Genomic DNA, 20,801 nt, shown 5'->3' on the forward strand with positions numbered 1-20,801 from the left:
GAATCCGCCGCGTGAGCGCGACTTGGGCCCTCGGCCGGGGATGTACCCCGGCCCGCCGGCCCTTCACCGATCCCGTCCGCGACCGGCCCCGCGGCAAAAGCCGACGAAGCTCTCATCCTCAAGGGCCGCCCCTCCCCGCCGATCAGGTCGACCGCGAGATGAACCCTGGTCGTCAGGCCGCCGCGCGGTCGGCCGATCGCGCGGTCCCGGCTCGGCCGCCAGCCCGTCCGGGGACGTCAGGCCTGGATCGTGATCCCCCTTTTCCGGGCCCCGGCGGCATGCCGGTGGGCCCGGCAGCCTGTCGAGTCGATGGAAGCCTCCCACTTGATGACACCACCTGTCCCACCCGCCGCTTGGTGAACAACACTGTGGGACGCTGGCCGTCAGCGGGTGAAACGGATGCGCGACCACCAGCGATCCCGAGGAATCACTGGACGGATGCGGCCCCGTGCGATGACCGTGCTCACGGCCACGCCAGTTCCGCTGCCCACTGCAGCACTGCCCACGCCGGGGCCGTCTCTCCCGTCGTCCTGCGGGGCACGTCCTGTGGGGTGTACCGGCCGCCGATGAGGAGGAAGAAGTCCACCGGGTCCAGGGAAAGTTCGGCTGTTGGAGGATTCGCTGCCGGACGGCCCAGCACCCACTGGTCACCCGCTCCGGTCCCCACCCTCAACAGGACCGAGGGCATGCGGCCACCGACGGCGAGGCGCAGGATGCGCACCGCGAGGTGCACCAGCGGTGTCAGGTGCCGCTCCACCGGTGGCGGCACTCGCATGTCCAGTGCGCTTGCGATGTCGACCGTGTGGATCCATGTCTCGAAGCCTCGGATGAGGAAGTGATCGGACAGCGGCAGGCTCAGGCCCATCAAAGTCATGGGGCGGGCCGCCGCCTGGTCGCGGGCCGCCGGGGACGCCAGCAGCGCGCTGGACTGCGTTCGCCAGAGCTCCAGTGTCCGCTCGGGTGCGTGGGCACGGGTGCGGGCGATCACCTCGGCGGTACGCGCCTGCCATGCCGTGCGCCAGCCGGCCGACGCCGGCAGCCATTGGCCCGGCACCCGTGGGTCTTTGAGGCGGGCGGAGGTGAGGAGCTGGGGCCGGGTCGTGCTGTGGGGGAGGAGGTCGAGTTCGGCTGCGGGGTGGGTGGGGTCGGCAGGAATGCGAGACCGGCCCCCCTGGCCTGCCCGTGCTGCTGAAGGCCCGTGCGGAGTGGGTGGCTGGTCCGTGGTCCCTTCATGGCCTGATGGCATGTTCTTGCCAGGTCAATGGCTATGTAGGCTCACTTGACCGTTGTTCAAACAGGGAGGGATCTTTGAAGACCCGTCTTGCCTCCGTCGCGGCGACTGCCGCTGTCGCCTTGACCGTGGCTCTCGGAGGCGCCACCACGGCGGACGCCGCGACGACGCTTCCGAAGACCAACACCGCTCACAAGTGCGTCCGCCACACCACGGGCGTCTGCGGCTGGAAGGCCGGCAAGAAGCCGCGCGACAAGTACCAGAGCGCCACGTGCCGCGACGGCGGCTACTCGGACTCGCGGCACTCCAGCGGGACGTGCTCGCACCACCGGGGCGTCCGCTACTGGTGGAAGTAGCGCTCACGTAGACCCATCGCGGGGCCCCGTCCCTTTCGGTGGCGGGGCCTTGCCCGTGTCTGCCGCGCCTCGCTTGTCAATGACGGCGCTACGTGGGCCAGCCGTACGGAGTCTCCCGGGCCTGTGCCCTCGGAGTGAACTGGCCGGCAGCCACGTCCGTACCACCGAGCGGCATGCCGCTCCCAGCCGCCCTGCCGGTGCAGGATCCGGTGCCGTCGTTGTCGACGTTCCTGCACGCGATCCGCCGGGGATCTGACCGTGGGGGAGCGGGCGAGCTACCGCAAGGGCCCGGCGGCGGCCCGGGCCCTGGACGTCCTCGGCGAGCCGGAGCGGGACGGCCTGCTCACGTCTGCCGACCGGTGGGGCCCGACCCGGCTGTTCTGGTCCCACGTTCGCCCCTGCGGCGAGGTGAACCCTCGACATGGACGCCCGCATGCCACCGGGAAACGCCCGCACCCGAGATCACCGTCACCCCCGGCCGAAACCGCAATTGTTCCTGCCCTGCGCTACTCCTCGGTGTCCGGTCGTCGATCGGGGAACGCACGCAATCTCGGCTGCGGAGCCCGGTGGTCGGTGAGCCACCGCGTCTGGTCGTCCTCTGCCGCCAGGCCCGCGCGTGCCGTCTGGGTCCACTCCTCGCGGTCGAGCACCGAGATGTACGTTTCCCGGAGCGCTTCCCGCTGTTCCACGGTGCACCCGGCAGCCTCGGGAGACTTCGTGGTCAGGTGTTGAGCAAGCAGGGCGATCGTGAGGTACCGCTCGGTGGTCGGGTCGAGCGAGCCCACATGGCGAGCATGAGCTTCCAGGACCACTCCCGAATGGGGGTAGCGAGCGAGGGTGAGCCCCATCCCCCCGCAGTCACTCATCGAGCAGAGGAGCCGACCGGTGTGGTCGACCAGCTCGCTGTCCGTGCCGAATTCTCCGAGCGTCTCATGGAGGTTCGCAGCCGTGGCGACCTTGTCGGCGAAGTACCCGTTGAGGACGTCGCCGTCGCAGGCTCTGCGAAGCAGCCATCGTCGGGCAGCCGGGTCGTCGAGTCTGCAGAGAGCCTCAACGACATGGACGCGTCCCCAGCCGGTGACCCGCTCGGCAAGCCAGAGCAGGGCCTCGGCTCCTCCCGTCCGACGCTCGAGGGCGAGTGCCGCCAGTGGCCCGAAGCGGTTGGAGAGCAGACCGATCGTTTGCGTCAGCGAGGCGTCGTCAGCGGTCCCCACGGCAGCGATCAGAGCAAGCCCGACGGTGACCGCGCATCGATCGGTCCCGTGGCGGACCAGCCAGCGGCCCGTTCGGCGAACGCGTTCCCTGTCCGCCCGCTCAGCCGCAGCGGCGATGTGCTCGTTGTGGTGAAGGGGGACGTGAACGTCACGGAAGGCATCGGCCAATTCGCTGGGCAGGGCGGAGGCCTGCGCGAAATGCGCGTCCAGGATGAGCGCCACGTCCCTGCCGGCTGAGCGTCGGCCCTCACGTGTCGGCCAAGGCCGGTGAGTGTGGAATGCATCGTCGGGGTAGGGCTCCCCCTCCCGCGGTAGCGGCTCGTCCGGGGCCAGCCGGTGCAGTCGTAGCGCGTGTTCGAACAGGGTCGTCTGTGATCCGGGCAGTTGCATCCCGGCCGTCTCGCTCATCGGCGGACGGACGACTCGATTCTCTTGATCATGTCGGCGAGCATGACACGGTCCGTCGCCGCCCGCAAGGCCCGCCAGCTGTATCCCATAGCCGTTGGACTGGCGCCCTCCTGGTACGCCACCCCGAGCAGAAAACCTCAGTGCGGCGGAGTTGGCGGGCCTGTCGCGCGCCCCTGGCAAGGGGCAGGGGCGGGGGGCTCGCTATGTACGGTCATCACCGGCAGAGCACTGCGTGGCCCGGTCCGACACGCGTGCTGACTTGCGTCGATGTGTCCGCGAGTTCGTGTGGGAGTGTCTTGTTGTGTGCCGGTGAGGTGCGGAGATGGGGTTTCCGTGGTGCTGATGATTACGGGGTGACTGGACGTCAAGCGCGAAACCGCAGGACAATTCCGAGCGAGTTCCGATAGAGACTGATCTTGCTCGGTGTCGGGTGTGACCCTTCCTGTACGGGTTGAGAGATGGTGACGGACGTCGCATCGGTCACGTCCAGACGCTTGACCTGTACGAGATCGCCCACGCCCGCCTCGGCGACGGCCTTGAGGAGCGCGTCGGCCCGTCCGGCGTCCCGCATCGTGGCGACGACACGCAGGCGGTCCGGGCCGCGCCGACCGCGGTGGCGAGCCCGATGCCCGAGGAGGGCCCGGTGATTAGGACGATGTTCGGAGTTCCCATCAAGTCCCGCCTTACGGCCAGGCGGCTCACACCGGTATCTATGTGTGCACGCACTACAACTTATGTGTACGTACACGCAAACAGGTACGGCTGCATGGCCCGCACACGACCCGACCTCACCTCGGGCGACCTGCCCCCACGTGACCGATGCTTCTACGGTTGGTTTGGGCCGGCGCCACACTCGGCCCCGCATTGACCAGGCGCTGCCCCGGGCGCACGACCTCTCCCTGTCCTGGTTCGAGGTCATGCTCTGGCTGTACGGGCAGCAGGAGCCGGTGGCCGCGTCCGATCTGGGCGCCAAGACCCTCCTCGCAGCCAGGTGTCCCGCGTGGCCGACGCGCTGCAGGCCCGCGGCCTGATGGCCTGCGCGTCCGCGCCGAACGACGCGCGCTCCGTGCGGATAGCGCTCACCGACGCGGGCCGCGAAGCGTTCGCCGCGGCCGACGCCACTCGCAGGGCGGCCCTGGCCGAAGTCTTCGACGACCGTCTGGACGACGCCGACATCCAGGCCTCGAGATGGTGTGGGCAAACGCGTGTACGCACACGGCGTGAGCTGCACCGACAACGACACCAAGGGATTCAGGGGCAACCTCACCTGGTGCGGCCCCTGGAACGACGGCGCGGGCTCGAACGCGGACTCGCGGAGCAACTTCATGAACATCGGCCCGAACGGCGTCCGGTGGCACCGGCTGCTCCCCGGCTACTCCGGGACATCGAGACCGCTCAGGCCGCCCGTGGTGAGATAGCGGCCGCTGAAGTCGTCGTAAGCGCCGCACGCCAGGGCGAGCACCACTCGGGCGGCCACAGGTACGGGCACCGTGCGGCCGTCCCTGATCTGCCGGGCGAACCAGGCGGCGTGGAGCCTGCGCCAGCGATCGCCGCCCTGGGGCTCTCGCAGGACCGCTTCGGTGAGGCCGGTCTCCAGGATTCCGGGGTGGCAGGCAAACATCTTGACGGGTTCACATGCCAGTTCGCGTGCCAGGTCCCGGCAGAGGCTGATGCCGGCGGCCTTGGCGGCGGCGTAGGCGGAGGCGTACGGCCAGCCCTCTACGCCCGCCGCGCTGCTGATGTGGATCAGGCGTCCCCACCCGAGCCGCGCAGTGCCGGGACGGCGGCGGCCAGGGTCGTCACGGTGGTGCGGACGTTGATGCCGAACCCGTCCCACCACTGGTCCAACGGCGTGCTCCACAGGGGGGGGCCGTGCAGCCGCCGACACCGGCGTTGTCCACGACGACGTCCACGCCGCCCCAGAGGTCGGCGACACGGTCCAGCGCACCGCGTACGGGCGGTTCGTCGCCCGCGTCGCCCGGTAGCTCCAGCACCTGGCCGCCCAGGTCACGCAGGTGGGCGGAGGCCTCGGAGAGCCGTTCGGGGTTCCGTCCGTTGAGGGCGACCCGCAGATCCGCGCGGACGAAGCACTCGGCCACGGCCCGGCCGACCCCCCCCGCCGGCCCCGGTGATCAGTGCCCGGGACGGCTCGGGCGGAGTCTGCGTGCAGTCAGCCATGAGGCGTCCCGGCGTACTCGGGGTCAAGGTAGCGGCGTACGAACGAGGGGGTGGCCGCAGGGACGTCGAGAAGGCTGTCCGGAATGCCGAACGCGTCGGTCAGCAGGGGCTGCCGTTGTGTGACAGGGTATGGCCACCTCATCCCGGAAGGGGAATCCGGTGCAGAGGCTGAAGCCAAGCGTCCAGTGGCTGGAGTACACGTAGAGCTGCCGCAGCCTCGGATCGGCGTGAGCCGCTTCCCCCAGGCGGGCGTTCCTCGGCGGCGGGTCCTTTGTCGGTGGGACTGGCACGTGGCCCGGCCCGGCAGGGCCGCCGCTCCCCCCCCGTGGGCGGCGGCCCGGTTCCGGTTCAGCGCAGCCGGGTTGCGGCGTAGGCTTCGATGGCGTCCCGCTGGTAGGTGGCCAGGCCCGGTGTGATCGACTCGTAGGCCGCGCGCCAGTGTTCGTTGTCCACGCAGCAGCGTCCGATGGCGCGGTATTCTGCGGCGGTGGCTGCCCGGCTCTGGGCGAGTGTGCGGTACTGGGTGTCGATCTCGTCCTGCACGGTGTCGGCGTCCGCGGGCAGGCCGGTGGCCATCAGCTCGGCGAGCCGGATCATCTGTGCGGTGCGTGCGCGCTCGTCGGCCTCGGTCTCGGCCCGGCTCAACGCCGCGGTGTGCCGTTCGACGGCCCCGACCAGTTCCGGGAAGCCGTGCAGGGCCTTCATGCACTGGGCGGGCCGGATGCCCTCGAACAGGTTCTCCGGCCGGCTGATGCTGATCATGTCTGTGCCGTCCTTCCTGGACTGCTCCAGTTCGGTGATCGTGCGGGCGACGGTCGCGGCCAGGGCATCGAGGCGGTCGCGCTCGGCGAGCAGCCGACCATGGTGGCCCCGCAAGGCTGCCAGTTCGTCGACCTGCGCGGCCAGGATCCGCCCGATCTCCGGCAGTCCCACACCCAGCGCCCGCAGCACGAGAACCTGCTGCAGCCGCAGCAGCTGGCGCTCCTCGTAGTAGCGGTGGCCGCCTGCCCCGGTCCAGGCCGGCACCAGCAGGCCGATATCGTCGTAGTGCCGTAGGGTCCGGGCCGTCACCCCCGACATCCGGGCGACCTCCGCGATCGGCCAGGCCATCGCCGCCTCCCACACGTGCTTCACCGGGCCGGAATCTCCGGCCCTGCAAAGGACGGTAGAGGCTTCCGCTGCGGCAGCTTCAAGCCCAACTCCCAGCTTCTTACACACCGACCGGCGGCCGCACGGACGGTGAACACGATCGGCCTGCTGGCACAACCCGGCGCTGTCGAAAACTCGGTTCTGGCACATGGACGCTGTTGGTGATCTTCACCGGTCTCGTGAGGTGCTGAACTTCAGCTTTCGGCAGAGAAGTTGGAAGGGGCTGGCGGGCCGAGACGGTCGTGAGGGCGCGGTGCTGGGTGGGAAGCAGTCGCTCAGCCTGACGATGTCGGTTCCGGCGGCGGTCAAGACGTGTTGGACATGTGTCTTGGCGATTCCCCGGTAGCGACAGCTGCGCAGGCCATGGGCATGGACGGTCTCGGAGACCGTAGCCTCGCAGCCGGCCCGCATGGCGTGTCGCTCGCGCCAGGCTCTGCCACGCATGTTCTTCGCCCATGTCCCGATCGGGTGCCCGTTCCACACCGCGGTGGCCGGCGGCAGGAAGTGCCCGTGCTCCCAGTCCCAGGCGCGCGCCACGGTCAGGCCTTCCTCGAACGCCAGGTCCTGGTGGTTCCACACCATCCCCAGCGCGTCCAGCTGCTGGATGCGGTGCTTCGACAGCTCCCCGGCGTTGTAGTACTTGCGCTGGTCCGCCAGCCACACCCCCAGCGGGAAGCCGGCGTGCGGCCAGTGGTCCGGTGCCACGAAGCCGAACGGAACCTTCAGCGCCACCTGCGGGTTCTCCTGAACCCACCGCGCCGCTGCCTCGATCCAGAACAGCCCGAAGACCGCTTCCCGACCGCGGAATGATCGTTTCCCGATGGGGCAGGTTCGAGCTCGCTACGGCTCGTCTAGCGTGTGACCCATGTACAAGGCACAGGAGTTTGAGGCGCACCGGCCCCGGCTGTTCTCGTTGGCGTACCGGATGCTCGGGTCGGCGACGGAGGCAGAGGACGCCGTGCAGGATGCCTACCTGCGGTGGCACGGGGCCGAGCCGGGCCAAGTCGTAGCGCCGGGGCCGTGGCTGGCAAAGGTGCTGACCAATCTGTGTCTGAACCGGCTGACCTCGGCGCGGGCCCAGCGCGAGGAGTACGTCGGGCCGTGGCTGCCGGAGCCTGTGCGGACCGACGGCGGGGCGCTCGGGCCCATGGAGACGGCGGAGCAGCGGGACACGGTATCGCTGGCGGTGCTGGTGATGATGGAGCGGTTGACACCGCCGGAGCGGGCGGCTGTGGTGCTTCGCGACGCCTTCGACTACAGCCATCGGGACATCGCGGGTGTGCTCGACTGCTCGGAGGCGAACGCGCGGCAGCTGTACCGCAGGGCCAAGCAGCATCTGACGGACGACCGGCCGAGGTTCTCCTCCTCGCAGACGCTGGGTGACGAACTGCTGGCCCGGTTCCTGGAGGCGGCGGCCGAGGGGGCGATGCCGCAGTTGGAGGCGTTGCTCGCCGACCAGGTGGTCGCGTGGTCGGACGGCGGCGGCAAGGTGGGTGCGGCGCGGCGGCCGGTCGTCGGCCGGGAGATGGTGGCCCGGTTCCTGGCGGGTCTGTTCGCCCGGTGGGCGAACGGGGTGCGGATCGAGATCGTCGAGGCGAACGGCAGTCCGGTGGTGCTCGGCTGGGAGGACGGCGAGCTGACCTCGTTCGGTGCGCTGGAGGTCGGCGAGGCCGGGATCACCGGTATCCGGCTCGTACGGAACCCGGACAAACTAGTCTTTCTGGCGAATCAGCTGCCGGGGCTGTCACAGAACCCGTGAGTCGTCGGTTCTTCATCGGTGACGGCAATACGAGAAGGGCTGTGGCTGATGAAGAACGAAGCGATCATGGTGACCGGTGCGACAGGTGTGCTCGGCCGCGAGGTGCTGGACCGGGCGCGCCGCACCGGGCTGCCGCTGCGGGCCCTCACCCGCGGGGTCACGCTGCCGGACGACCCGGGGGTGGCCTGGTTCACCGGTGATCTGGTGACCGGCACCGGGCTGGACGAGGCGTTCGCCGGGGTCCGCACGGTCATCCACTGCGCGACCGATATCCGGCACTTCAAGAACGACATCCCGGCCTTCAATCACTTGCTGGAGGCTGCGAGGCGCTCCGGGGTCGAGCACATCGTCAACATCTCGATCGTCGGCATCGACCGCATCCCGTACCCCTATTACCGGATCAAGCTGGAGTGCGAGCGGCTGCTGGCGGCCTCGGGGATCGGCTGGACCAATCTGCGCGCCACTCAGTTTCCCGAGCTGCTGAACATGGCTTTCGGGGTCTTGTCGAAGCTGCCCGTGGTCATCGTGCCGACCGGCACCGATTGCCAGCCTGTGCACCAGGGCGATGTAGCGGACCGGCTGGTCGAGTTGGCCCTGGGTGAGCCGGGCAAGGGGGCACCCCCGGCCGGCGGCTGGGGGAGGGTGCCGGACCTTGCCGGGCCCACGGTGTACACGGCCGACCGGCTGGCCAAGGACTGGCTGCGAGCGGCAGGCAAGCGCCGTCGCGTCCTGCCGGTTTTCATCCCGGGGAAGATCGGGGCAGGCTTCCGTTCCGGCGCCCTGACCACACCCGACCGGGCGGTGGGCAAGCGGACCTGGGAGGAATACCTGGCCGAGAGTGTCGCCCGCTGACCTCGACGCGGTCTGCGCCAAGGGAATCGGGCGGGTGCGGGCCACTCGGGCCCGCACTGTCGGCGGCGGTTGAACCGTGACCCACTCGGCGGTGGCGAGCTCGACGTGCGAGAGCGTCTTCCACGGCCGCTGCGGTTTGATGACTTCGGTCTTGAACGGGCGATCGTCTACTCCATGAGCGCGTTGACACTGATCGGAAAATCGAGGTGCGGGAGGGCAGGGGCAGCATCCGGGCCGCTTGCGGACCGGATGGCGGTGAGATGGGGCGGTCAGGCTGATGCCGGGCTGAGCGCGACCTGGTGGCCGAGGGCCTGGAGCTGGCGGACGAGGTCGCGGGTCTTGCGGGCGGGGTCGAGGTGACGGCGGTGCCAGTCTGTGCCGAGTTCCTGGTAGGAGGCGTCCGGGTCGTTGATCAGGTGCCAGGTGATGACGAGTATCGAGCGGGCGGCGACCAGGGCTTTGGCGTGGCCGCGGCGTTTGACGATGCGGCGGTAGCGGGCGCCGAGGAAGGTGTCGGTGCGGGCGGCAGCGTTGGCGGCCTCACCGAGAGCGCCCTTGAGCCAGGGGTTGCCCTGCCCGGCCGGCCCCGACGTGTTCTTCGCCCCGGACTGGATGGTGCGCGGGCACAACTTGGCCCACGGGACGAGGTGTTCGGGCGTGGGGAAGCGGCGCATGTCCGCGCCGATCTCGGCGAGGATGATCTGCGCGGTGGCGGGTCCGATGCCGGGAACAGCGTCCAGCCGTTCGGCCAGGACGCGCGCGCTCACTGTGGTGGCTGTCGGCTCGTCACCGGTGCCCGAACCGCCGTGCGGGGTGGTGATCTCCTCCAGGGTGCGGGCGATGAGCCGGTCGAGTTCCTGGATCTGCGCGGTGAGGTGGTCGACGGTGCCCAGCAGCACCTGCAGCAGCCGGGCGTGGTGGTCCTCGAACTGGCCGGTGAGGGCCTCGACGAGCGCCGGCTTCTTCTTCACCAGGTTGCCCCTTGCGAGGTCGGCGAGGGTGCGCGGGTTGCGTTCGCCGGCGACCATTGCGTCGAGCATGGCCCGTCCGGACCTGCCGAACAGGTCCGAGACGACACCGGGCAGTTTGATCTGCGCGTCCTGCAGGGCTTTGTCGACGCGGTGCTTGTGGCGGGTGCGTTCCTGGACGAACACGGTGCGGGTGCGGGTGAAGTCCCGCAGCTGCCGCACCGGTTTCGGTGGGACGAAGGAGGCCCGGACCATGCCGCGTTCGGCGAGCTTGGCCAGCCAGACCGCGTCCAGCTTGTCGGTCTTGGGCCGGCCGGGGACGTTCTTCACGTCGCGTGCGTTGACGAGCCAGCAGTCCAGGCCGCGGGCTTCCAGCAGGTAGAAGAACGGGCGCCAGTACGAGCCCGTCGCTTCCATGACCACCCGCTCGACCCCCTGGCAGACCAGCGTGTCGCCGAGCTCGAGGATCGCGTTGGTCATCGAGGCGACCGTCCAGACCTTCTGGACACGTCGGCCCTCGATGGTGTCGTGCGGGACGCGCAGGCAGACCATCCCGGACGCCTTGCCGATGTCGATCGCCGCGACCCTGGCGACCGTTCCGTCGTCGTGGTCCTCCCTCAACTCCTCCATGGCATACCCCTGTTGTGCTCGTGTGGACGGGGCTGCCGGGGAAGCCAAGGGGGTAACGGAGAAGCTGATCGGCGTGCTCAAGGCGACAGTGTGCGGCCCCCTCTGACGGCTCCCTCACCAGACTCCTATGCGGGCTCACAGCCCAAACGTCAAGCGGCGTCGGCGGACAGCCCCTGTACCGATTTTCACGCCTGCGGGGCGTCACAGCAGGTGAACGGTCGACTCCTATAGATCGTCAAGCGGTCTGTGGGAGCGGTTTGGCGGGGTGGGTCACATGGGGTAGATCTCGGTAGATCTCGCGGGCGACGAACCGTTTCAGGCACCGGATGATGTCCTTCTTGGCCATGCCTTCGGTAGTGCGTCGGGCGACGTACTCCTGGGTTCGCTGGTCGTATTTCATGCGGACCAGCACGATGGTGTGGAGCGCGTTGTTGGCCGCGCGGTCACCACCGCGGTTGAGGCGGTGGCGGTTGGTGCGGCCGGAAGAGGCCGGGACCGGGGCGGCCCCGCAGAGGTGGGCGAAGGCGGCTTCGGAGTGGAGCCGGTCGGGGTTGTCGCCCGCGCTGGTCAGCAGCTGCCGGCCGCTTCAGGACCGACCCCGGGCAGGGCGATGAGTCTCGGGGCTGCCTGGGTGACCAGTGGCCCGATCTCCTTGTCCGCGTCCTTGATCTCCTCGTCGAGGGCCTGGTAGCGGCGGGCGAGCCGTCGCAGTGAGGTCTTCACCGCGCGGGCGGGGTCGTCGAGTTCGCCGGTGGGACGGGAGCGGGCCAGGGTGTCGACCAGCCCCCGTGTGGGCAGGCCGCGCAGGCTGTCGCGGACCGTGGACGGCGCGGTGACGATGAGGGTTCGGATCTGGTTGATGGTCTGGGTGCGTGCCTTGACCGCGCTCTTGCGGACCACCCGCAATGCCCGGATCGCCTCCACGATCCCGTTACGGGTCTTGGGTGTTCCGCCCGCTCGGCCGGACAGAACCGCGGTCGCGGCCCCGTAGGCGTCGATGGGATCGGACTTGCCGTTGTCCCGCCTCGCCTTGCGGTCTGGCCGGTCCACCTCGACCACCGTGACGTCGTTCGCGGTGAGGAAGCGGGCGATCTCGGCGCCGTAGGCCCCGGTTCCCTCGACCCCGACCGCGAGAACCTCGCCATGGGACTGCAGCCAGTCCAGCAGCCGCTGGTAGCCCTGCGGGGTGGTCTCGAACTGCGCGGTGGCCAGGTGCCGGCCGATGGTGTCGATGACCGCGGCCTGGTGCAGGTCGGTGTGCGTGTCGATCCCGCCGACCACCGCTATCTCGTCTGCCATGCTGTTGTGTGCTGCCCTTCCAACGCTCACCGGTGGGAGGGCGCGAGCCGGCCGGGCAGACGGACAAGACAGTGATGGGACCTCTGGCCAGGCTTCTGACTTGTTGAATCGACCCCAGACGCTCGGTCTGCAGCCGTAGCGTCCAGGGTGTCGGTCGGCACGGGCCCGCAGTGCTCCTTGCCGCCCACGGGCTGGCTCACTCATAGCGTGCCGCCGCCGGCCGACACCCACGCGGTGTGGCTCGACAGAGGCGTGAAGGTGACGCAGTGACTTCAAGTCAGGGTGCCCGCCGCACTCCGTTCCCTCTCTTATCGAGCGCGAGGCCAGCGTCCTGTGATCCTGATTGGTGTGGTCCCCACAAGTCCTCCCACACCGCCGTCGCCGTCGATGCAGTAAGCCACCAGGTGGCCCAGCGCCGGTTCGTCGTCAACGCCGGTACCTTCCGCCAGCTGTTGCGCTGGTGCGAACAGTGGCCCGAACGCCGCTTCGCCGTCGAAGGCGCCGGCGGGCTCGGCCGCTCTCTCGCCCAGCAGCTGGCAGCCGCGGGCGAGAACGTGGTCGACGTCCCCTCCACCTTGTCGGCCCGTGCCCGCCTCCTGGCCACCGGCGGCGACCGGAAAACCGACGCCAAAGACGCCCTCCACGTCGCCCAGGTCGCCCTCTTCCGCCACGACCTGCGGCCCGTCGTGCAGGAAGACCAGACCACCATCCTGCGGATGCTGACCGAACGGCGCGACGACCTGGTCCACGAACGAACGCGCGTACTCAACCGGCTGCATGCCGTCCTGCGTGACCTTCTGCCCGGCGGCGCCCCCACCGGCCTCTCCGCCGACAAGGCTGCCACCTTGATGAAGGGCATCCGACCAGTGACGGCCACCGACAACTGCCGTCGTGACATAGCCCGCGATCTGCTGGCCGACCTGCGCCGACTGGATCGGCAGGTCAAGGACAACGAGGTCGAAATGCGCGAAGCCGTCGCCGCGACCCGCACTATGCTGACCACCTTGCCGGGCCTGGGCACCGTGCTGGCCGCGAAGGCCATCGGCCACGTCGGGAACATCAGCCGCTTCCCCACCGAGCACCATTTCGCCAGCTACACCGGCAGCGCACCCCTGGACGCCTCCAGCGGCAACAACGTCCGCCACCGGCTCAACACCGGCGGCAACCGCGCGCTGAACTCGGTACTGCACACCATCGCCGTCTGCCAGATCCGCGACGGCGGCCGCGGGCAGGACTACTATCTCCGCAAGATCGCGGAGGGGAAGACACCCGCCGAGGCCCGTCGGGCACTCAAACGCCGCCTGTCCAACGTGGTCTACCGGATCATGAAACGCGACCAACAGAACCACCTTGCTCAAGCCTCTTGACACACAGAGGCGCTATGAAGTCACGGAAGCCCGACCGGCCACGCGCCGAAAGGCACCGACCGGCAGGCCGACGATTCCCCTGAAGGACAACCGAAGCGTCAGTCAGCGGTCGAGTCAGACCCCCGGTCGATGCCACGGCCAATCCTCACTTTCAGCGGTAGTCGTCGGGGTGGCCCTGCATCCACATGTTGATCTTGTCGCGGGTGGCGAGCAGCTCGTGCTGGTGTTTCTTCAGGTTGGCGAAGGAGCGGTCGCCGTGGAGGGTGGTGCGCTGTCTACCTGGCCGAGGAGGTCCGCGCGTGGCAGGCAGGGACCCCGGGACGCTACAGCCGCACCGGCCTCGACCGGTGACCCGGCGGGGACGGCCGGGGAATCGGTCCCGAGCCGCTGAACGGTGGCGACGAGGTCCGTCAGCCCCGCTTCGATGCCCTCGATGGAAGACCGGTCGCGCCAGTGGCCCTTCGTCGGAAAGTTGATCCGGCACGGAATCGTGTGGTCTGAACCTGCCACCTGGTATACGGTCCATCGACACCCCGCCGTCGTGCCGCCCCCGGAAGGCCGTGGCGAACCGCACCCGACTGGCGATCGCGGGTGTGATCGCCACGTAGAGTCGGGTCATGGACGTAGTCAGCGGCGTCGTGAGCATCGCCTATTCGCACTTTTACGTCAGCGAGCATGTCGAGCGCGGCTTCGATCGCACCACGCAGATACCGGACTTCCGCACGGACGACCCGGTGATCTTCACGCCCGGCCAGCTCACGATTGTCAGTTGTGTGCAGTCCCATGACGCCTGGGTGACGCTCATGCTGTCGGATGCCGAGCCTGTCCAGCAGTCGAAGCAGTGGCAGTTGCTCGGTATGTGGCCCTACCGGCCGGTGTACGGAGGGCGGATGGGCATCTTCGGCCCTACCGCAGGCCCAGCACGGCCCGCCATGGGCTGGATTTCCGGCGGTCAGGGCGATGACCGGTCGCTGGACCTCGATCCCGCCACGGTTTACACCGTCCACGTCTACGCCAAGGGGCGCCAGGATTCCCGAGCCCGGTACGAGGCGGCCATGGGGCGTGAGGAGTGGGGTATCCACGAGGGGTTCGAGGACTACGTCATGGTGTTCATTCCTGCTGAGCGCCAGGCAAGGCCTGGGCCTGCACGTTACTGATCGTTGCAACCGTAGATCCTGGGCCGGACGTGTCGTCGGTCAGCCCTTGATCTCCTGAACCAGACCACCCTCATCGTCATAGAGCTCCAGAGCAAAACGCAGCCCGAACCGCGTGAGCAGCGCCGCAAGATCGTTAAGCCGGTCCGGGGCGATGACACCGTTCAGCAAGGTGCCGCAACCGTCGACTGGATCGGCTTCGACCCGGCACCAGCTGGTCTCGAGTTCGTAGCCTTCCCAGGAGGACGAACGGGACCGCCACCCCGCCTGCACGAAACGCTCGGCCACCCGCGAGGCGTCACGGCTGTCCGGCAACCCACCACACAGGTTGTTGTCGCTCTCGGCCCACCTGTCATCCAGATTCGGGCCGTCATCAGATAGGTCCACGTCCAGATTATGGATCACCAGCCGACTACTGGCCCACCGGGTTCCTGCTGGATGGCGGGACCAACTCGACCTCCTGTGCATCCGCATTGCATCGCCTGACCTATCCTCTCGACTTTTGCTGTTTCCGCAGACCTTCCGTTGTGGCCGCAGGCCAGGTCGGAGTTGGCGAAGTCGGCTGTGGCGGTGGGGAGATGGGAGAAGCATCGGCGGTGCTGTAAGCCCGCTCCTGGGAGGGGTTCCGCCGATGCTTCCGGCTTCGACCGTACCCGGTTCGCTGCTCGCCGTGCTGGAGAAGCTGAAAGGCTGCTTCACCACGCCGACGTTCACCACGTTCACCGCGCTGGTCACCGGCATGATCGCGCAGACCGGCCGCCGGACGGTCACCGGCATGCTCACCGGCGCCGGTCTGGAGCGGTGGTGGCCGCACGACCGCGCGCACTCGTTCTTCTCCCGCGCCGCCTGGGACCCGGAGATCCTTGGCATTGTCCTGTCACACGTGATCGCACGTGTGCTGCTCGACGACGGCGCGCCGCTGGTCGCGGTGGTGGACGACACCTTGTTCAAGCGGTGCGGGAAGAAGGTGTTCGGCGCCTTCTGGCAGCACGACGGCGCGGCCCGGGGCCCGCGGCCCATCGGCCGGGGATGCTGCTTCGTCGTCCTGGGCCTGCGCGTGCGCCTGCCCTTTCTCGCCCGTTCGGTGTGCCTGCCGGTGATGGCCCGCTTGTGGCGGCCGGGCGGGGAGAAGAGCAAGGTGGAGCTGGCCGCGTCGATGATCCGGATGCTCTCGGCCTGCCACGGTCATCGGAAGCTGCACGTCGTCGCGGACGCCGCTTACCACGGCCGCGCCCTGCGCCATCTGCCGGCGAACGTCACCTTCACCACCCGGCTGCCCGCCTCCGCCGTGCTCTACGGCCTCGCTCCGCCGAAGACGGGCCGTCCCGGCCGGCCCCGCCTGAAGGGCGACCGTCTGGGCACTGCAGCCGGCCTCGCCGGCCAGCTCACCTTCCGCCCGGCCGAGGCGGACCGCTACCGCCGCCATGAGACGGTGCTCCTCGCCGAGCTCCGCTGTCTTTGGTACGGCTCGCTGCACACCCAGACGGTCCGCGTCCTGCTGGTGCGCGAGACGGGCAAGAACGCCGGCAAGCCACTCCTCGCGCTGGTCACCACCGACCTGACCACTCCAGCCGGGCAGTTGGTGGCCCGCTATGCCGACCGGTGGCAGGTCGAGTGCACCTTCGCGGAAGCACGCGAACACCTCGGCGCGGGCCAGGCCCAGTCCCGCACCCGCCACGGAGTCGAACGCACCGTCCCTTTCGCGCTCTACTGCTACACGATCACCGTCATCTGGTACGCGCTCCACGGCCACCATCCCAACGACGCGGCAGACCGCCGCCGCTCGCCCTGGTACGTGACGAAGACCGAGCCGTCCTTCGCGGACATGGCCGCCAAGCTCCGCCGCACCGTGATCGCCGCCCGGATTTCCGCCGCCGACCCAGCTCAGCCCACCCCCGACGAAATCCGCGCCGTCCAGCACGCATGGGCCACAGCCAGCGCCGACACCCCCGGATGACCTACAGATTCAGCGAAACTTGAGTATCCCAACCATCCATAAAATTGGGGTGGTTGAAGCCACACCTGTGGAGCCGGAAGAAGGACGTCCTGGCCAGACCGGTGGGGATGGGTCGCCGATCCCACCTCGGCTGGAGGCCAGGACCGCAGGATGTGGATCCGGGCCTCCGGCAGGCAGGGCGATGAGCTGGATGAGGAGCCCGGGCAGACCTGGAGAGACGATCCGCTGACGGTGGACGTTTTCGGCCGACGTCGCCGAAGCCCGCCGGTCGGCGAGTTGGGGACCTCGGGGGTGCCTGGGAGGCGGGTACTGACGACAGCCTCGCCGGGCACCGGTGAGGGGTCGCCGCTGGCTTGCGGGCAGGAGTGGCGGGGCAGGCTCCGGACGGCCCCTGGAGAATTCCCCGCCGGACACGGGGCGGGAGCCGGTGCGCGCCCCGATTTGCCGGTGGGTGAGGAGTCGACCTTCCAGCCCACCACCCGCTTCGCGCTGTCGCGCGTCCACCGCGGCTCCCCTCCAACCGGGCTGGACGGGGGGTTGCCGACCACCTCGCACCGCTCCTGCTCATCGGGGATACCCGCCAGGATCTTGTGGATCGTGTGCGAGACAGCCGCCCGCCGCCGCTCAGCGGGCCAGCGCGACGCAACGGGGCGGGCACCGGCTTCGCCTCCCGACTGAAGGTCGGCGGCTGGAACGCCTACGACGAGATCGTCGGCGCCGGTGACCTCACCGGGGACGGCCTCGCGGACATCGTGGCCCGCACCGGTGATGACAAGCTCTACCTGTACCCGGGCACGGGTGTGTCCACCCCGCCGTTCAAGTCCCGTATCTACGTCGGCGGCGGCTGGCAGCAGTTCAAGAACCTCGCCGCCCCCGGCGACCTCAACGGCGACGGCCGCGCCGACCTCCTCGCCACCAACTCCCGCGGCGAGCTGTTCCGCTACACCTCCAACGGATACGGCGGCTTCCAGACCCGCGCCAAGCTCGGCGACGGCTGGAACACCTACCGCGACTTGCACTAACCCCCCGGGGGGGCAGACCCCAAGACCCCTGCCGTCACGCACAAGTGCCCCGGCACCGGGTGACCTCACGTCACCCGGTGCCGGGGCACTCACGCTCGGGCCTGCTCGGGCAGGATGTGGCGATGGAGTTGGGGGTGCTGCCAGTCGGCCGTGAGCCCGGCCGCACCGGCGAGTCCCTCTACAACGCCCGCCAGATCATTGCCGCTTCCGCAGACCCGGCCGGGGGGCTCGCACCGATCTCACCCGGACTGCGCTCACAGAGCATTGAGCAATCCAGACGGGAGGCTGCTCGCGCCGAACGCAGAAACCAGCCGGGGGCCGGCGGTGGCACCGCCTGAAGCCGGTACTGCACTGCCGGGAACATCACTTGGGCTGCTGACTCGTGCGGGCGGATCTTGAAGAGGGCAGCCCTGGTCTTGACTGTCAGTCTTGCCTCGGGGTGCCGCGTGTCCATTGTGCGGCCCGGACCGTGCCTTCCTGGATGTCCTGCTGGGGCAGGTGCAGGCCGAGTGCGTGATCCAGTGCGTGGAAGTAGAGTTCGAACTCGCTGGTCAGTTCGGGGTGGTCCAGTTCGGCGCGGCGGATGGCCTGGTTGAGGAAGTCGAGCTGGCCGCCCCGGTAGTAGGGGGCGCGGCCCCGCCGGTACCAGATGAGTTCCAGGACCCCCCAGTCGTCGTCGACGCGACGGCCGTCGCGTGTGTAGTCGAGGGTGTAGATGGCCTTCGCGGCGGTGGCGCTCAGGTGCACGGTCTCGGTGACTCCGAGCCGGGACAGCGCCTCGCTGTCGCCCCGGACACCGGGCGGCATCTCGTGGTACATCAGGAACACCCAGTCGCCTGACTGCCCGAAGCAGAAGGTCTCCCAGGCGAGTTCCCCGTAGTCGTGGCCGGTGCCGTCCATGCTGCGCAGGTCCGACAGGCAGATCCCGGCGGCAATCTGTTCGGGATCGGCGCCGTGGAGCAGGGCGATCTGCTCGGCACTGATGTTCTCGCCGCGAAAGAAGGCAAGGTGGGTGTAGGGGTCCTGGTCGCGCCAGGAACCGGCGATCCAGGCCAGACGCTCCAGAGGGTCGCGCCCGCAGGGCTGCGCCGGGGGCGTGTCCTCCAGACCGCCGCTGCTAAATCTCCTGGCCCAGGCGGGGTTGATCTGCTCCAGCATCTGCGCCTGCCCGGTGACGAGGTTGGTGGCCGGCCCGCGCCCCGGGGAGCGGGCCACGATGTGCTCGGCGAGCTGGCCGACCGCTTCCTCGGCAACCATGTACAGCACCTGGTCGAGGTCCCGGGTGGCGAACATCTCCCGGTAGCCGTGGTAGCCGTGGTAGCCGCGCGCCGTGCCGTCTTCTTCCAGGACGAGGAAGAGCCCACCCCGGTCACCGGAGCGCTGTGCGTACGGGCCGGGTGAGGTGGCGATGGGTGGGAGCATCGCGTCGTCGAGCAGGTCAGAGCCCGTGGCTATCTGGTGCCAGGCTCGTTTGAGTGTGTGCTCCGTGATCTGCATGGGCGCCAGTATGCGGCCCGGCACTGACACGGCTCTCCCGGATGGGGGCCGTCAGCACCTGCCGATCCCCATACCTGCGCCGACCACCACCTTGGGGTCGTACCGGAGCAGCCGGAACCACCCGCTGGAACAACTCCCACAATCCGTCCGGCACCGGCCGCTCCACCATCGCCATCGCGGCCGTCAGCCTAGTGATCAAGCTAGTTGAGACGATCTCTTGGCCTCCGCGCCGACCCACTCCGCGGCGGCCGTGTTCGTGTGGACCCTTGTGCGGGTCCTGATCCGGTCACGCATGCGACTCGGACGCCTCCGACACGCCAGTCGACGCGGCCATGAGGCAGTAGGCCGCGTCGAGTCCGACGACGCGGAAAGGGCGGGCTGGAGATCCAGCTGGGCGGCGTAGCTGAGTATGCGTACTCATGTGATGAACCCACCCGCGCGAAAGGATTGACCGCCTGATCAAGCACGGGGAGAGGACAGCGGGAACCATGAGTGCGCCCGAGAGGAGAGTCGTAGGGGACTGGCGGGCGGCCCAGTGGCATGTGATCCGGGGATCCCGGGCGGCCAGGTCGGCGATGGTGGGGGCCGGACTTGGGACCGTAGGGCTCGTGCTCACCGCTTTGCCGTTGGCCGATCTCATCCCGTGCGATCGGCAGCCGGGGTGGGGCTGCCTCGGGGCGGGGCTTGTGCTGCTCGCGGTGGCGGCCGTGGTTGCCCTCCTGGCGAGTTGGCTGATGCTGCGGCTGGCGGGTATCCGACCGGCCTGGCAGGTGGCCGCAGTGGTCGGCCTGCTCTCCTGGCTCTGGGGTGAACTGAGCGACCGTGCCTACGCCTGGAGCGCTCCGACCGCGTGGCTCCCGCTGACCTCAGCCGCGCTGTTCGCGCTGGCGGCCGTCCTCACCGCGCCCAGGCCGCTCTCCTGGCGGCCCCGGATCGCGCTCCTGGCCGCCGGCGCCCTGCTCTGGCCGCTCTCGGCACTCGTGGGCGACCACCGCGCGGATGCGAGCAGACGGAGCGAACTCGCCGCCGTGGGCGTTCCGCTGTTCGCCCCCGATGTCGCCGGCTACCGCATCGAGCATCCCATCACCGACACGTACGGCCCGTGGTTCGGCTTCCGCCTGTGGCCGAAACGGGACGGCGTCGACACCAACGACCCCAACGGCTGGACCGTCCACGTGACCGTGGCACCCGTACAGCCCAGCTTCCAGCCGCCGACCTGCGACACGATCGACCTGGGCAGCACAGTGCGCGGCACATCATGCGAGCAGGTGGCCACCGACACCTGGCGCACCGTCAATCCATACAGCCTCTTCTACTTCGTGCGGCGGGAGGGTTTCGTGATCGTGCTCTCCACATACGGAAAGCACGTCACCGACGCCGACCTGCGCGCCCTGGCATCGACGTTGGCCGTACGCGACCCGGACTTCTTCCTCCACTGAGGGCCCGCCGAAAGCCGCCGGCCGATGACGTGAGGGACGCCGTCGGGAAGAAGGAGCACCGCTCTCCTTCACCTTCGCGCTGAGGCGGAAGTAATGGCGGATTGCGTGCACGTCTACCCCAACCTGCCCGTACGGATGGAACAGACCATGGGCGCGGCCAAGACCACCACCGAGTTCCGCTCCTTCGGCACCGCCAAGACCCTCACCGCCCCGAAGAACACCGACACGGCCCGACATGACCCAGACCCTCAAGGACATGCAGGCCGGCAAGGACAACTGACCAGAGCCCGACGTGCCCGGCGCGACGTCCGAGCCACCCTC

The 20,801-nt window shown here is 69.1% G+C and carries 19 protein-coding genes and 4 pseudogenes; 8 read left to right on the plus strand and 15 right to left on the minus strand.

From position 1 onward, the window contains the following. Positions 1-119: 119 nt before the first annotated feature. Positions 120-311 (minus strand): annotated as a pseudogene (locus tag QIY60_RS32135) (IS5/IS1182 family transposase); the annotation flags it as partial. 152 nt (positions 312-463) lie between these two features. After that, entirely contained in the window at positions 464-1,054 is a 591-nt protein-coding gene (locus QIY60_RS32140) for a maleylpyruvate isomerase N-terminal domain-containing protein (RefSeq protein WP_283145672.1), read from the minus strand. 254 nt (positions 1,055-1,308) lie between these two features. On the opposite strand from QIY60_RS32140, the gene QIY60_RS32145 reads away from it, so the two are divergent. Continuing rightward, positions 1,309-1,587 (plus strand): DUF3761 domain-containing protein, encoded by a 279-nt coding sequence (locus QIY60_RS32145; RefSeq protein WP_283145673.1) that lies wholly within the window; start codon positions 1,309-1,311, stop codon positions 1,585-1,587. 506 nt (positions 1,588-2,093) lie between these two features. On the opposite strand, the gene QIY60_RS32150 is transcribed toward QIY60_RS32145, so the two are convergent. The 7 genes and pseudogenes from QIY60_RS32150 to QIY60_RS32180 all read right to left on the minus strand — a co-directional run bounded on the left by QIY60_RS32150 (position 2,094) and on the right by QIY60_RS32180 (position 7,358). Beyond that, positions 2,094-3,023, minus strand: a complete 930-nt coding sequence (locus tag QIY60_RS32150) for a hypothetical protein (protein WP_283145674.1) — start codon at positions 3,021-3,023, stop codon at positions 2,094-2,096. Between the two features lie 649 nt (positions 3,024-3,672). Continuing rightward, positions 3,673-3,881, minus strand: a pseudogene (locus QIY60_RS32155) (SDR family NAD(P)-dependent oxidoreductase); the annotation flags it as partial. Between the two features lie 700 nt (positions 3,882-4,581). Then, complete coding sequence (locus tag QIY60_RS32160; RefSeq protein WP_283146137.1) at positions 4,582-4,959, minus strand: SDR family NAD(P)-dependent oxidoreductase; 378 nt, start codon at positions 4,957-4,959, stop codon at positions 4,582-4,584. Between the two features lie 49 nt (positions 4,960-5,008). Continuing rightward, on the minus strand, positions 5,009-5,308 hold the full coding sequence (locus QIY60_RS32165) for an SDR family NAD(P)-dependent oxidoreductase (RefSeq protein WP_283145675.1): 300 nt from the start codon (positions 5,306-5,308) through the stop codon (positions 5,009-5,011). 102 nt (positions 5,309-5,410) lie between these two features. Further along, positions 5,411-5,677 carry a DUF6193 family natural product biosynthesis protein gene (locus tag QIY60_RS32170; RefSeq protein ID WP_283145676.1) on the minus strand — a complete coding sequence of 89 codons (267 nt, stop codon included), beginning with the start codon at positions 5,675-5,677 and terminating at the stop codon, positions 5,411-5,413. Between the two features lie 58 nt (positions 5,678-5,735). Then, entirely contained in the window at positions 5,736-6,497 is a 762-nt protein-coding gene (locus tag QIY60_RS32175; RefSeq protein WP_283145677.1) for a MerR family transcriptional regulator, read from the minus strand. 207 nt (positions 6,498-6,704) lie between these two features. Continuing rightward, positions 6,705-7,358, minus strand: a complete 654-nt coding sequence (locus QIY60_RS32180; RefSeq protein ID WP_349253991.1) for a Helicase associated domain protein — start codon at positions 7,356-7,358, stop codon at positions 6,705-6,707. Between the two features lie 43 nt (positions 7,359-7,401). Between QIY60_RS32180 and QIY60_RS32185 the strand changes: the two genes are divergently transcribed. Together QIY60_RS32185 and QIY60_RS32190 are read left to right on the plus strand one after the other, a co-directional pair. After that, complete coding sequence (locus QIY60_RS32185; protein ID WP_283145678.1) at positions 7,402-8,295, plus strand: RNA polymerase sigma-70 factor; 894 nt, start codon at positions 7,402-7,404, stop codon at positions 8,293-8,295. A gap of 48 nt (positions 8,296-8,343) precedes the next feature. Next, entirely contained in the window at positions 8,344-9,147 is an 804-nt protein-coding gene (locus QIY60_RS32190) for an NAD(P)H-binding protein (protein ID WP_283145679.1), read from the plus strand. A 269-nt stretch (positions 9,148-9,416) separates the two neighbouring features. Here the strand turns inward: QIY60_RS32190 and QIY60_RS32195 are convergent, their stop codons facing one another. Further along, complete coding sequence (locus QIY60_RS32195; protein ID WP_283145680.1) at positions 9,417-10,745, minus strand: IS110 family transposase; 1,329 nt, start codon at positions 10,743-10,745, stop codon at positions 9,417-9,419. Between the two features lie 235 nt (positions 10,746-10,980). Continuing rightward, positions 10,981-12,044, minus strand: a pseudogene (locus QIY60_RS32200) (IS110 family transposase). A 404-nt stretch (positions 12,045-12,448) separates the two neighbouring features. Here QIY60_RS32200 and QIY60_RS32205 point away from each other — a divergent pair. Beyond that, complete coding sequence (locus QIY60_RS32205; protein WP_283145681.1) at positions 12,449-13,411, plus strand: IS110 family transposase; 963 nt, start codon at positions 12,449-12,451, stop codon at positions 13,409-13,411. Positions 13,412-14,028: 617 nt separating this feature from the next. Continuing rightward, the gene (locus tag QIY60_RS32210; protein WP_283145682.1) at positions 14,029-14,568 is read left to right on the plus strand and encodes a hypothetical protein; all 540 of its coding nucleotides are present in this window, start codon (positions 14,029-14,031) and stop codon (positions 14,566-14,568) included. A gap of 39 nt (positions 14,569-14,607) precedes the next feature. Here the strand turns inward: QIY60_RS32210 and QIY60_RS32215 are convergent, their stop codons facing one another. Continuing rightward, positions 14,608-14,952, minus strand: coding sequence for a hypothetical protein (locus tag QIY60_RS32215; RefSeq protein WP_283145683.1), 345 nt, complete (start codon positions 14,950-14,952; stop codon positions 14,608-14,610). A gap of 244 nt (positions 14,953-15,196) precedes the next feature. On the opposite strand from QIY60_RS32215, the gene QIY60_RS32220 reads away from it, so the two are divergent. Next, positions 15,197-16,522 (plus strand): transposase, encoded by a 1,326-nt coding sequence (locus QIY60_RS32220; RefSeq protein ID WP_283145684.1) that lies wholly within the window; start codon positions 15,197-15,199, stop codon positions 16,520-16,522. On the opposite strand, the gene QIY60_RS32225 is transcribed toward QIY60_RS32220, so the two are convergent. Further along, positions 16,450-17,118, minus strand: coding sequence for a DUF6192 family protein (locus QIY60_RS32225; protein WP_283146139.1), 669 nt, complete (start codon positions 17,116-17,118; stop codon positions 16,450-16,452). The two genes, QIY60_RS32220 and QIY60_RS32225, sit on opposite strands and share 73 nt — an antisense overlap. Before the next feature lie 3 nt (positions 17,119-17,121). Between QIY60_RS32225 and QIY60_RS32230 the strand changes: the two genes are divergently transcribed. Then, on the plus strand, positions 17,122-17,544 hold the full coding sequence (locus tag QIY60_RS32230; protein WP_283145685.1) for a VCBS repeat-containing protein: 423 nt from the start codon (positions 17,122-17,124) through the stop codon (positions 17,542-17,544). Positions 17,545-17,967: 423 nt separating this feature from the next. Here the strand turns inward: QIY60_RS32230 and QIY60_RS32235 are convergent, their stop codons facing one another. Together QIY60_RS32235 and QIY60_RS32240 are read right to left on the minus strand one after the other, a co-directional pair. Beyond that, a complete protein-coding gene (locus QIY60_RS32235; protein WP_283145686.1) occupies positions 17,968-19,041 on the minus strand; it encodes a hypothetical protein in 1,074 nt (357 codons plus the stop codon). Between the two features lie 40 nt (positions 19,042-19,081). Beyond that, a pseudogene (locus QIY60_RS32240) lies at positions 19,082-19,228 on the minus strand (IS5/IS1182 family transposase); the annotation flags it as partial. Between the two features lie 439 nt (positions 19,229-19,667). On the opposite strand from QIY60_RS32240, the gene QIY60_RS32245 reads away from it, so the two are divergent. Next, positions 19,668-20,480 carry a hypothetical protein gene (locus QIY60_RS32245; RefSeq protein ID WP_283145687.1) on the plus strand — a complete coding sequence of 271 codons (813 nt, stop codon included), beginning with the start codon at positions 19,668-19,670 and terminating at the stop codon, positions 20,478-20,480. The last annotated feature ends 321 nt before the right edge of the window (positions 20,481-20,801 follow it).

It is taken from the genome of Streptomyces sp. BPTC-684, assembly GCF_030028635.1.
Lineage (GTDB): Bacteria > Actinomycetota > Actinomycetes > Streptomycetales > Streptomycetaceae > Streptomyces > Streptomyces noboritoensis.

Excerpts from the sequence above, each read along its gene's own strand:
- QIY60_RS32190 (WP_283145679.1), top strand. The coding sequence starts at position 8,344 with ATGAAGAACGAAGCGATCATGGTGACCGGTGCGACAGGTGTGCTCGGC.
- QIY60_RS32220 (WP_283145684.1), top strand. The coding sequence starts at position 15,197 with ATGCTTCCGGCTTCGACCGTACCCGGTTCGCTGCTCGCCGTGCTGGAG.
- QIY60_RS32210 (WP_283145682.1), top strand. The coding sequence starts at position 14,029 with ATGGACGTAGTCAGCGGCGTCGTGAGCATCGCCTATTCGCACTTTTAC.
- QIY60_RS32185 (WP_283145678.1), top strand. The coding sequence starts at position 7,402 with ATGTACAAGGCACAGGAGTTTGAGGCGCACCGGCCCCGGCTGTTCTCG.
- QIY60_RS32195 (WP_283145680.1), bottom strand. The coding sequence starts at position 10,745 with ATGGAGGAGTTGAGGGAGGACCACGACGACGGAACGGTCGCCAGGGTC.
- QIY60_RS32235 (WP_283145686.1), bottom strand. The coding sequence starts at position 19,041 with ATGCAGATCACGGAGCACACACTCAAACGAGCCTGGCACCAGATAGCC.
- QIY60_RS32175 (WP_283145677.1), bottom strand. The coding sequence starts at position 6,497 with ATGGCCTGGCCGATCGCGGAGGTCGCCCGGATGTCGGGGGTGACGGCC.